Annotated in this window: 13 protein-coding genes; 8 read left to right on the top strand and 5 right to left on the bottom strand. The window is 35.8% G+C overall.

The features are described from left to right. Positions 1-99: 99 nt before the first annotated feature. Positions 100-516: a type II toxin-antitoxin system VapC family toxin gene (locus tag DMP16_RS04645; RefSeq protein ID WP_069283779.1), complete on the top strand. Its 417-nt coding sequence runs from the start codon at positions 100-102 to the stop codon at positions 514-516. A 625-nt stretch (positions 517-1141) separates the two neighbouring features. Here DMP16_RS04645 and DMP16_RS04650 read toward each other — a convergent pair. Then, the gene (locus tag DMP16_RS04650) at positions 1142-2380 is read right to left on the bottom strand and encodes an NADP-dependent isocitrate dehydrogenase (RefSeq protein WP_069283781.1); all 1239 of its coding nucleotides are present in this window, start codon (positions 2378-2380) and stop codon (positions 1142-1144) included. A 94-nt stretch (positions 2381-2474) separates the two neighbouring features. Here DMP16_RS04650 and DMP16_RS04655 point away from each other — a divergent pair, with 94 nt between their 5' ends. Continuing rightward, entirely contained in the window at positions 2475-3041 is a 567-nt protein-coding gene (locus tag DMP16_RS04655; protein ID WP_069283783.1) for a DUF5591 domain-containing protein, read from the top strand. A gap of 482 nt (positions 3042-3523) precedes the next feature. Then, positions 3524-4120: a Holliday junction resolvase-like protein gene (locus DMP16_RS04660; protein WP_069283785.1), complete on the top strand. Its 597-nt coding sequence runs from the start codon at positions 3524-3526 to the stop codon at positions 4118-4120. Positions 4121-4309: 189 nt separating this feature from the next. Here the strand turns inward: DMP16_RS04660 and DMP16_RS04665 are convergent, their stop codons facing one another. The 3 genes from DMP16_RS04665 to DMP16_RS04675 form a co-directional block, all read right to left on the bottom strand. Continuing rightward, positions 4310-4711 carry a transposase gene (locus DMP16_RS04665; protein ID WP_231961301.1) on the bottom strand — a complete coding sequence of 134 codons (402 nt, stop codon included), beginning with the start codon at positions 4709-4711 and terminating at the stop codon, positions 4310-4312. An 88-nt stretch (positions 4712-4799) separates the two neighbouring features. Then, on the bottom strand, positions 4800-5282 hold the full coding sequence (locus DMP16_RS04670; protein WP_069283787.1) for a hypothetical protein: 483 nt from the start codon (positions 5280-5282) through the stop codon (positions 4800-4802). A gap of 117 nt (positions 5283-5399) precedes the next feature. After that, positions 5400-6260 (bottom strand): hypothetical protein, encoded by an 861-nt coding sequence (locus DMP16_RS04675; protein ID WP_069283789.1) that lies wholly within the window; start codon positions 6258-6260, stop codon positions 5400-5402. Between the two features lie 170 nt (positions 6261-6430). Between DMP16_RS04675 and DMP16_RS04680 the strand changes: the two genes are divergently transcribed. Genes DMP16_RS04680 through DMP16_RS04700 form a run of 5 tightly spaced genes read left to right on the top strand, consistent with a single transcriptional unit; the run spans position 6431 to position 11114 of the window. Then, positions 6431-7090 carry a hypothetical protein gene (locus DMP16_RS04680; protein WP_143576934.1) on the top strand — a complete coding sequence of 220 codons (660 nt, stop codon included), beginning with the start codon at positions 6431-6433 and terminating at the stop codon, positions 7088-7090. A gap of 40 nt (positions 7091-7130) precedes the next feature. Next, positions 7131-9077, top strand: coding sequence for a thioredoxin domain-containing protein (locus tag DMP16_RS04685; RefSeq protein ID WP_143576935.1), 1947 nt, complete (start codon positions 7131-7133; stop codon positions 9075-9077). Between the two features lie 12 nt (positions 9078-9089). Then, positions 9090-9809, top strand: a complete 720-nt coding sequence (locus DMP16_RS04690) for an SDR family NAD(P)-dependent oxidoreductase (RefSeq protein WP_069283795.1) — start codon at positions 9090-9092, stop codon at positions 9807-9809. A 5-nt stretch (positions 9810-9814) separates the two neighbouring features. After that, the gene (locus DMP16_RS04695; RefSeq protein WP_069283797.1) at positions 9815-10450 is read left to right on the top strand and encodes a TenA family transcriptional regulator; all 636 of its coding nucleotides are present in this window, start codon (positions 9815-9817) and stop codon (positions 10448-10450) included. A gap of 1 nt (position 10451) precedes the next feature. Continuing rightward, positions 10452-11114, top strand: a complete 663-nt coding sequence (locus tag DMP16_RS04700; protein WP_069283799.1) for a hypothetical protein — start codon at positions 10452-10454, stop codon at positions 11112-11114. Positions 11115-11182: 68 nt separating this feature from the next. On the opposite strand, the gene nucS is transcribed toward DMP16_RS04700, so the two are convergent. Then, positions 11183-11902 carry an endonuclease NucS gene (gene nucS / locus DMP16_RS04705; protein ID WP_069283801.1) on the bottom strand — a complete coding sequence of 240 codons (720 nt, stop codon included), beginning with the start codon at positions 11900-11902 and terminating at the stop codon, positions 11183-11185. Positions 11903-11992 lie beyond the last annotated feature (90 nt).

The raw sequence follows: 11992 nt of genomic DNA on the forward strand, positions 1-11992 counted from the left end.
AGAAAGGATAAAAAGAGCTTCATTAAAAGCGGAAGAGTTTTCAAGATATCTTGAAGGTGAGAGGTCAGAAGAGACAATCAGAGAATGGAGAGATAAAAATTGGGAATAGTGGACGCTTCAGTAGTTGTCAAATGGTTTGCTAACGAGAAATATAGCGACGATGCAAATAGACTGAAGAAGGCATACGTTGAAGGATTAATAGATTTGTCAGCTCCATGTATACTACCTTTTGAAGTAATAAATGCATTAAAATATACCTATAGTTTAGGTGAACTTGAACTAATTGAAATATCTAAGGTAATTGAAGATTTTCAAATAACATACTATAGTTTATATCACCTTCTCCCTGACCTAATAACATTATCACTCAAATACGGAATAACAATATATGACGCGTCATATGTTGCACTAGGTAAAATACTTAATGAAGAAGTTTATACTGCAGATGAAAAATTATTAAGAAAAGTTAAAGATATGAAATTTGTCAAACATATTACCGATTTTAATTTACCTTAAACTAATTCATTGAAAATAAATTACTAACATAAACCAATTTTACAAAATGAGTAAAGCCTAACTGAAACTGACTTCCTCACTGCAGTAAAGTTCCCTTAGCAGTTCACTGTTTCCCCTCTCATTTTAGGGGAAGTCAAGAACCCATCTCAACAATATTGACTCTTTTTCTATCCCCGCCCTGCGAGACTCTCATCACCTTACAATTTTACTCCCCGGTTTTACAGTAAATTTCCTTCGATTCTTCATATCTTTATACCCTAAAGAAGATAGTTATCTATTATTATTTGAAGAAAATGTTAAAATGATACACGAGCTGTATTATCACTTCAATGGTAGGATAATACCATAATCTTGTCACTGTGTTTTTCCTCTGTTTTCTTTATTTCATACTTTATCATTAACATTACACAACTTTGTATAATGAATTATCAAGATTTAGGTTAAAATTAATTTGAAACGCAGGAAATGCACACAGTCTCACTTCTTGACTAAAATAAATAGCGAGGACTTCATTTTTTCACATATTGTCTCATTTTAAAAAGCTAGGTCTAACATAAAGAGAAAAAGAGTAGTTCACTTAGGGTATGTAAAGGTGTGGAAACAGAGGAAAAATACTGTATTCTCTTTAACTTAGTGTGTCAATTATTCCTATCAATTCGTCCGTATATTCTGTGGTCGACAAAGCTTTTACTCCCATAAATCTAGCAATATCTTGGGTTACCTTCTTTTGCTTTATAGATTCCATAATTGCAGTATCTATTAAGTCAGCTGCCTTTTCCCATCCCATAAATCTTAACATTAATTCACCGCCTCTTATTATTCCAGTCGGATTTGCTACGTTCTTACCAGCATATTTTGGAGCCGTTCCATGTATTGCCTCAAACATTCCTCCTGTATCACCTATATTTGCCCCTCCCAGCATTCCAATGTTTCCTACTAATGCACCAGCTGCATCTGAAATGTAGTCTCCATTAACATTTGGGGCTAAGATTACGTCGTATTCATCTGGCCTTATAATTATCTGCTGGAACATATTATCAGCAATTCTATCGTTTATTATTACTTTTCCCTGGGGTGGGACGCCATTATAGTTCTTGGTCACTTCTTCTTCAGTTACTACGTAATCTCTGAACTCTTTTGTAGCTACTTCATATGACCATTCCCTAAAGGCCCCTTCTGTATACTTCATCACATTTCCTTTATGCATTATAGTGACTTTTTTCCTTTTGTGTTCAATAGCATATTTGATAGCCATTCTAGCTATTCTTTGAGTCTTGTATTTACTTATCACTTTAATTCCTATACCGGTATCGTCTTCCACTTCTACATTTAATTCATTTCTTAAGAATTGCCTTATCTTCTTCGCTTGTTCACTATCATATGGGTACTCTATTCCTCTGTATAAGTCATCAGTATTTTCTCTGAAGATTATCATATCCACTTTATCAGCATTCTTCAATGGACTTTCTATACCAGATATGTACTTCACTGGTCTAATATTTGCGTATAAGTCTAACATAAGCCTAATAGCTACGTTAATTGATTTCCAACCTTTACCAATAGGAGTCTCTAGAGGTCCTTTAAGTACAACTCTGTATTTCTGTATAAGATCTTCTGATTCTTTAGGGAATCTGTTTCCTGTTAATTTCTCTGCTTTTTCTCCAGCTAGAACTTCAACCCATTTTATTTCCCTATCAGAGCCATAAGCCTTACTAACAGCCTTGTTGATTACTTTAATAGTTGATTGAACTATTTCTGGTCCTATTCCATCTCCTTCTACATATAGCACAATAGGTCTTTTAGGGACTATCCATTTACCGTTTTCAAACTTGATTGGTTCTCCATCTTCTGGAATCCTTTGCATAATATCATAAACTTCGAGGCAAAATTAAAATTAAACGATTAACTTATCAACTGTATTCACGTTTTTAATTTCCTTTATCCAATCATATAAGGACATGAATTGCAATGAGTTATATAATTTCTTAAATGTTAAGGAATTTATTGAAATAAAAAAGGAAAAAGATAATGACCTATTTAATCACCCTGTGGTCAAGAAATGGCATGAGTATTTTATGGAATTTTGGAATTCAGATAAAAAGATAGCTATAATTCTACCATGTACTTCTATTAAGCCTTACTCTAGGTCAGCTACTCATAGGCTGGCGTATGCGTTGTTAAGGAAATACGATCTTGAGGACGTCGTGCAGGTCTATTCAGTATCTGAGCCCATGTTGCTAGTCCCCAGGGAGTTAGAGGAGTGCTACCCCTTTAACTCTTACGACTACCCTCCCTCCTTAATGAGCAAAGAGGAAAAAGAAGAGTTTGTAAGATTACTAGTTAATCCTTTAATGAAGATATCCAGGCTACATGAAAAGATAGTGGGGATTTTACCTAAGCATCATTATAACGTGGTAAAAAGGGCTAGCGAGTTATCCGGGGTTAAAATTGAATTATACCCATATGGGAGGTTAGTGTTTAGGACGATAAGCGAAGTACTTAACTCCCTGTTAAAGCCTGAATGAAAAGGGATGGCGAAGTCTTTAAGTCTAAAAATCATTTCTATGTGCAGATGGGAGGGTTCTCTGAGCCTTCCCGACATATAGACCCGAACCAATAGAGGGAACCAACGAAACGCCATTTAGGGCATAGAGGAAGTCAGCAGTGATCTAAAAGCTAATTCTTTTTATAAGAGAAGGTCTACTCGAGATTATTCAAAAAGAGAAAACCTTTTTTACCTTAAACAACATAGGAAAATTAGGGAGTGGCGGGTCAGCTGTCGGGTTACTCTTCATGGGGTCTGCGTGTCAGCCGTTCATCATCCCTCGCCACTCCCAATTCTTCTTCTTCAGAAACTCATTTAAATACTTTTCGTTTTTCGCTTTATTATTGTAAGTAATGCAACTATAATAATATTACAAAGTTGTTGAAATCCTCAGTCTAAAAGGTGAGGCTTTCGTCTCTTTAAACCCATATCTTTTTAAAATTAGACAGGAAAAAGAATTTAATGGCAATAGTCGATATTGGTAGCATCTTAGCCCTCATTCTCTTTCTCGTGCTAGTAGCGACCCTAGTGTATTATTCTAGGAAGATCAAGAGGATCCAGCAACAAGCCGAGCAACAGACCCAGACCATGTTTCAACAGTGGGTCCAACAACACTCTGACCAGCTCAGGAAGCAGATAGAGCAGAATACTCAGGTCAAGTTTCAGGCTGAACTTGAGAAGTGGAAGCTTGAGTACGAGAAACAGATAAGGAAGGACGCCTTGTTGAAGTCGGCGAACACGATCTTAGGGAGGATTGGTGAGGAGTTTGCCCCTTTTCTCATCGCAGACCGTTATAATGTAAATCCGAAAGACTTCAGGCACCTCGGATCTCCTGTGGACTTCATAGCTTTCAAGGGACTGTCTGACGACAAGGAAGTAGAGATAATCTTCTTCGAGGTGAAGACTGGGAACCAGAACCTGAACACAAACGAGAGGAAAGTGAGGGACGCAGTGAACGCGAAGAGGGTGAGGTATGAGGTTATAAACTTCAGTCAAGTCTTGGAGGAAACGAAGAAGAGGTTGAGGGAGGAAGTGGAAAGAGAGGTTGAAGAAAGTTAGTCTTTTTTCCTGACCTCCTCCTGCCCTAAAGGCGGGGGGTTTTGCCAAGGTCTAAAGCATTACTTCCCTTTATTACTCCGTTTGAAGAAACTAAAAAGGAAAGAGGCTTCTTTAGCGTGTTCATGATTTTCCCTATTCCTAATTTCATTATGTTAAAAGCACCATTAACGTCATTGTGAAGCTTATGACCTAAAGGGCAGTTAATAACTCTCCTAGGCTTCCTCTCAATCTTAACGTCGTGAAAAACACAGAAACGCAAAGTGTTATACTCGACACGAGAAATACCTTATATCCCATATACTCATAGAGCTTATACACTATTGTCTCAATCAACTTACGATAAGACCAGATGTTCATAGTGAACTTATTACCCTTATCTTGAGAGATAAAATAAGGATATCCGAGATAGACTGTTAAGACTCCTAACTGCCATAACGTCTTAGCAAGATGAGAGGCTAAAGTCCTATAATAGTGAAAGACCCTACGGTAGAGCTTAGTGAAGACTCTTTCCCTTTCTCTCAACACTTCCTCCCTAGCTTCAGTTTCTTGGGCTCTCTCAGCTTCAGCCTTTAACCCGTCTAGTTCTGCTATCTTATTCTGAAAATAGAAGAAGCCAGCCTTTACGGTAGAACCGTGTAGAAGATAAGGAACAGTCTATTATTTCAACTATTGAGCTAATTCAAGGCCATTCTTCGAATTTCTCTATTAAGTACTTTTTTATTATGAAATGCGCGATTGAGAATGGTGTAACTATAATAATTATAGCAACGCCTAAATAAACGGGATTTGAAATAGTGTATATTGCCCATACTATAAAAACCGCTGCAACTACGATTAGCAGGGGGTCGACTACTTCTAGACTATAATCGAGATCTGGGGAAAAATTGTATATTACCCACGCTGTGATGGCTGCTGCAACTATGATAAGCAGGCCGATGATTAATCTTAAAGCATTATCGATATCTGAGATAATTTGAGCATTTGATGGAATATTAACTGATGAAGAACCACTAAAAATTAAAACATGAAATACGCAATTATTATCGATACGATTACAATGATTATATCCCTTACCTTTTCTATTATTGACGAGCTGTCTTGGAATTTTACCATCATTACATGCCTCATCTTCATTCTGACTTCGATTTCGAGGTCTGAGCATTTAAAGATTTTTAACTCTTTAAATCGTGTCGCCAATACTGTCGTACCACCCTGAGTGACTTCCTCCCTGCTATGGCGAGGATTCTATCAACGTCTGGAGCTCAGCTCAAAAAAGAATCTAAGTCTTGCACAATTCGGTTAACTCCTCCTCTGGTTCTTTTAAACTTTTAGTATACTTTATCAGAGGGTGATCTTTTTCATATTCTGAGTGTAAGAGTACCCACGCGTTTATTAATGCTCTACTTACCCAGTCTTCGAGTCTAGGCTGGAACGGAAAGTGTGTCCTTTCTAGGAATGATAAGAGTGTTTCTATTTCTTCTTGCGTAGCCCTTCTAGCCTTCCAAACTATTTTTCTTTCCCCAACGTATCTTTCGCCTTTTCCCGGTATGATTATCATCCCGTGAATAGCTTTAACCCTATAAGTTGACGTGTCTACACTATCAGCATCGTAGAATAGTTTACGCATGAAAGGGGAACCGGCACCTAAAACGTGTATTTTTCCTTTCCATAGTTTTCTCAAAAGCCTATACATTGCTATTGCTAATTTTTTACCCCCTCCCCCATTTAGTGAAGGTGGTACAATTCCCCCAAAGGCTACTATGTCAGTGTATTGAGAGTAGAAGTCAACTGCCTTCTTAATATTTTCTACGTCATAAGCGTGGACTACTGGTATTACCTTTTTCTCTAATCTAGAGTATAAGTACTCAAAGTGTTTAAAGTTTAGGTCAGATGGTTTCCCACAGGGGGAAGAGGGGATATCGAGGCTCATGTAGTAATTGGCATTTAAAATCTTATACTTTTCCACAACATTGTCTAGATTTACAGATATGCCTTTTACCATTATTTGGTACCCACCAGAGTCAACCCACGTCTCATTACTCCAAGAAACACTATCCCAGTTTAACTGGTTTATCATTAATGGAGTATTGAACTCCCAGACCGGGACTTTCAGGTCTGGCATTCCGAGTATTATCTTCATGACAGGTTATATTGGTAATACCGGCTTTTTAACCAATAGTTTCATAATCCGTGAAACAACCCCTCATCATCCTCAGGTAAGGTTGGTTTCTTCATCTACACTTTTACTTATGTTTTACACTCCCTAATATAATTAATATAACCCTTACCATGAGAAGATTAAGTGTAATAATGCTTATAATTGTTTCAATAATTCTCTCATCAACTTTAGTTAATAATAGTGCTACACTTAACGTTAGGATTAGTAGTCCGTTTCCTGTAGCAGTAATGTTAATTACTAATCAAGGGGTAGATATAGCGAGTGAAAATGAGAGCTTCGTTATTAGTGGCAACGTAACTGTAAGTGTTACTGTTATTTCTCCTTATTCTACTAAAGTTTTTATTAACGGAGTTGAGAGGAACGCGGTCAATTTATCGTTAGGGAATAATACTTCTTATAATTTGTCAATATACGTTATTCCAATATACTCTTATCTGTTAGTCAAAAATATAGGAAAAGGTTATGTTGATGTAGAATTTCCTAATGGAAGTGTAATTAGGATTTCAAACTCAACTATTATCAAAACTTATAATGGTTCTACTCTTCTTCTTCAAGCTGAAGGTAATCTTGTAAAATGGTCTAACGGTGAAACCAGTAATGTCATTTTATATGATGTAAATGGCAACTCTTCTATTATAGCTTATTTCAGCAATTCGTCTTTTGTAAACCCGGAAGTGCCGAAGAGTTATACTTATACAAATTACACTGACATAGCTCTCAGTTTGGTAGCTGTAGGTTTTTTCTTATTATATAAAATATATTCTAAAAAAGAACAAGATACTAATGCCTAATAAGAAATTTTAAATATGTATGTGTTCTAAAAATATTCTAATGAATGAGAGATTAAGTAATTCTAATAGTGGATATTTAAGGAAGGCAGTGGAACAACCCGTGAACTGGTACACTTGGAGTGACGAGGCATTTCAGATTGCTAAGAGAGAAGATAAACCTATCTTAGTCGATGTAGGAGCTTCGTGGTGTCACTGGTGTAATGTAATGGATGAGAATACGTACTCTAATCCAGAAATAGCTAAGATTATAAACGAGAACTTTATTCCTATTAAAGTAGATAGGGATGAGATGCCAGATGTTGATAGAGTACTTCAAAATGCGGTAATGGCTATAACAGGAGAGTCTGGTTGGCCTTTAACAGTTTTCATGACTCCGGATAAGAAGGTATTCTTTGGAGGAACTTATTTCCCTCCAGAGGACATGTATGGGAGGATAGGATTTAGGAAGGTTCTATTAGAAATTATGAGAGTTTGGAGAGAGGAAAGGGAAAAAATTGAGTCTGGTTCTTTAAGTTTATCTGATATACGAGTTGTATACAAGAGTGTTGATAGTTTAGGTCGTAATTTATTGGACGATGCTTTCTCATATATAACTTCATACTATGATATAGAATATGGTGGTTTAGGTTATGGTGCAAAATTTCCTCACACCATGGTTGACTTATTGTTCCTAAATTACTCAGCGGTTAAAGGTGACGATTTAGGGAAAAAGTTAGGTAGCTTCACTCTTAAGAAAATGTATTATGGTGGCATTTTCGATCAAGTAGGAGGGGGATTTCACAGATACACTGTGGATAGAGAGTGGAAGTTGCCTCATTTCGAGAAATTATTAATAGATAATTCGGAGTTAATTTATGATTATTTTAACTATTATATAGCCACATTAGACGTAGAAATTTTAGATGGGCTAAAGAATTCTGTGGATTTTGTAATAAGAGAATTATACATTAAGGATTCTGGATTTGCTAATAGTCTAGATGCTGATAGTGAAGGAATTGAAGGAAAATATTATACTTGGACTGAGAATGAGTTAAGAGAGGCACTTGGCAAAGACTTTGATTTTGCGTTAAAAATATTTGATTTAGATGATACAGTAGATGTAGAAGGTAGGAAGGTACTTTTAAGAAAATATGGGCTGAGGGATCTAGTTAAATTGTTAAAGTTAGGAGAGGAAGAGGTATTAAATAAGGTTAATGAAGTAAGAGGAAAGTTACTACATTATAGAGAGAAAAATAGAAAAATGCCATATAGGGATGATAGCGTTTATACTTATACTAATGCTAAAATAGCTGAAGCTTTGTTATATTCTTCAGTAATACTTGGAAAAGGAATAGATGAGGCTAGGTGGGTTGTAGATAAGATAATGAGTAATAGGGGTATCATTAGTAGGAGGTTAGGCGGAGGTAAAGATGGCTTGTTAGAGGATTACACTTCTTCCTTGTTGTCAATTATATCTGCTTATGAGGTTTTATGTGATCCTAAATATTATGACCCTGCTATTGATTTAGGGAGGAAGGTTATCTCAGAGTTTAAGCCGGAGAACTTCATGGATACTCCTAATGAGTCATCTAGCTCTATGTATCTTAGGGGTTTGCTTAAGCTATCGCTTTTATCTGATGAGTTCAAGGTGGATGAGGAAAGGATTAGGTCAATTACACCAACACTAACTAATGAGAATGCTCAATTCATAGCTGGGATAATAAACTCCGTAAGCTCTTATGTTAATGGTCTAGCTCATGTGGTAGTAGTTGATGAGAAGGATGGCTTAGCTGAAAAGCTTCATAGGGTAGCCTTAACCACGTATTATCCATTTAAGGTTGTGGAGAGAGTTGATGACAGTAGAAAGGATTATGTTAGTTCAGTAATTAGAGCAATGTTGAGATATAATGCCGGAAAGAGTAGGGCTTACGTATGTATAGGTAATACTTGTAGCATGCCAGTATCAGATGAATCGAGTATTAAACAATTGCTTAAAACTAAGCTATGAATTTTTTATATTATGGGAAGGTTAGAAAATAAGAAAACTGTAATTCTTGGTGTTAGTGAAGGTTTAGGTTATGCAATAGCGTATTTTGCTTTGAGAGAAGGATCCTCGGTTTGTATTAATTCCAGAAATGAGAATAAGTTAAAGAAGATGAAGGGTAATTTAGAGAAATATGGTAAGATCGAGTACGTAGTAGGCGACTTATCATCGATGACTAGTTCTAAGAAAGTAATTGATGATTGCGCATCTAAATTAGGTGGAATAGATCATTTGGTCGTTACAGTAGGAGGATATATTGAGGACGATATTGAAAATTTTTCTGGTCTCGAAGAAATGTTAAGAAATCATATAAAGATACCGTTGTACGCGGTTAAGTCATCACTAGAATATCTGAGAGAAGGTTCTAGTGTGATATTAATCTCGTCTCTAAGCGGACTGATGAAATCATCTCCAAAGCAATTATCATATGCAATAGCTAAAGCTGGGCTAACGAAAGCGGTCGAAGTCTTAGCTTCGGAGTTGTTAGGAAAAGGGATAAGGGTTAATGGTATTGCCCCAACATATATTGAAGGAGATTTCGTTCCAGAAAGGGATTGGAAATCTCTTAGGAAATTAGGTGACCCGAAAGCACCACCAGAGGATTTTGCTAGAGTAGTCATATGGTTGTTATCTGATGAGGCAGAATGGGTAGATGGCGTTGTTATACCCGTGGATGGTGGTTCTAGGCTTAGGTGAAATCGATGACTAGCAGAATTGAATATTTATTAAGAAGTACTGAAGAATTATGGAAAAAGTATGTTAGGCATGAGTTCGTCGTCAGAATGAGAGAAGGCAACTTACCGTTAGATATTTTTAGATACTATTTGATTCAAGATTCAAAATATGTGGAGGGAATGTTAAGAGCCTTATTATTGGCATCGAGTAAGGGACCTGTAGAAGATGTAGTTAAGATACTCAATTCAGTTTTTAGTTCAAGGGATAAAGGTATGGAAAATAATAAGAGGTTATATTCATTGCTTAACATAAGTAAAGAGGAAATAGAGAAAACTGGGTATAATTTAATTAATTATGCTTATACTAGACATTTATATTACCATGCCAGCATAGGCTGGGAGGAGTTTCTTGTTGCAGTAACACCTTGTATGTTGGGATATAGTGAGATAGGAGATTATGTGATTGAAAGTAAGAATGAAGTGTTTAAGTTATGGGCTTCCTTTTATGCATCAGAAGATTATAAGAGGAGAGTTTACGCTATTTTAGACTCCTTAGATAAGATAGTTGTAAATGATAGAACTTTAAAGATATTTGAAAGGAGTATAAGATTTGAAATAGGATTTTGGGACTCTTCTCTAGCTAAAGATCAAACGGTGTATTAATTTGTGGATAAGCCAGCTTAGTTATTCATTAGAGTGTCGTTCTGATGAAATAAAATTTAACATTAATGGAAATAAGTATGTCTTAGATTTTCAGCTGAAAGGGGATAACGTATTTAACCTTTCCATATTCTCGTCTGAGGGTGTGAGAGTGTCGTTTGATGGAAATAGGTTATTTGACATGCATAATTTAAGGGTTATTAAGGGAAACGATGCTAGAGGCAAGGTTTTATCTCTCCTTAACGAGATTAAAGAGGACGTAAATAGCATGTTATACAATTTTAGTATTAATTATAATATTCCAACTAAATTGATAGCGGAAATGTTATCTCTTATCTGTAATTTAAATGTAAATCCTTCTAAGTGTCTAGACATTAGTGTTGATAATCTAGTGATAAGACTAACTAACGATTTTTCATCGCAGTCAGCTCAACTAAGCGTGAAGAAGAAGATTGAGATAACGTTAGGAAATAAGCGTGAAGGTTGTATAAAGAGTGTAATAAACTTAGATAGTACTTATGAGTCAGATTATTTTCTTATATCTGAAGATTGTATCGAATTTTTATCTTCAAGTGTAGACGAATTCAAAAGAAAATTATATGGGTTCAGAACGTTCAATGAGAAATACGATGAGTTATTAAAATTTCTAAGGAACAAACTAAGTTAGTTGTTATTAACTGACAAAGAGAACGACAAGCCTCTCCCTTTAGGGCGGGGAGGAGGTAAGCTTTGCCTTTAAGGGGCGAGGTTTATCCTCCCTTTATCAGATTCAATTTTAATGAATTCTAACCCTAATTTTGTTAATAAGTCATGTGCGTTTTTAGTTATTTCAGGGGCTACTAAAATACCCCTTACATTGTTCTTCCCACTCTGTCTAAAATATAAATAGTAACGATAAAGTTGGGATACAGCTTGTAATTGCGCTTTACTTCTCTTAACTTCAACTATAACGTACCTTTCATTTTTATCAATTCCTAGAAGATCTATTTTTCCATAAGGTGTTTTGAATTCTCTTTGAATTGGCTTAAAACCTCTTTCAATGATTTCTGGCTCTCTCATAATTTTTTCCACAATATCAATTTCTCTACCCTTGATGATGAAATCTCCATTCATAACTAGGGAGGATGTTATGTAGTAAATTTTATGGAGATAAACTTCTATTACTTCTCTTGGTCTAGTTCTCTCTGCGATTATCTTTAAAGGATCTTCCATTATCGTGATTTTAGTACCAGGTGGTTGCCAGTTAATGGGTTCTCTTTTAACGCTTTCATGGATCACAATAGTTCCATCAGGTTTTATAATGACTAATCTTGGGGACGATGAAGCTTTTGATTCTGCCCTTCCCCTATAAGCTATTTCACAATCTGCAAAAACTACTATCAGTTCTTTATACACTTTTTGAGATAGAAAAGTGTAGGCTTGATAAACCTCTGGCTCTGGTAATACCGTAAACACAGTATTACTACGTAGTAACTCTTATATATTTTATTGAACTTCTCATCAATGATGGAATTTTATATTGTCATTCTCTACCTTCTTGTCATT

Source organism: Sulfolobus sp. B1, from assembly GCF_007050195.1.
Taxonomy (GTDB): Archaea; Thermoproteota; Thermoprotei_A; order Sulfolobales; family Sulfolobaceae; genus Saccharolobus.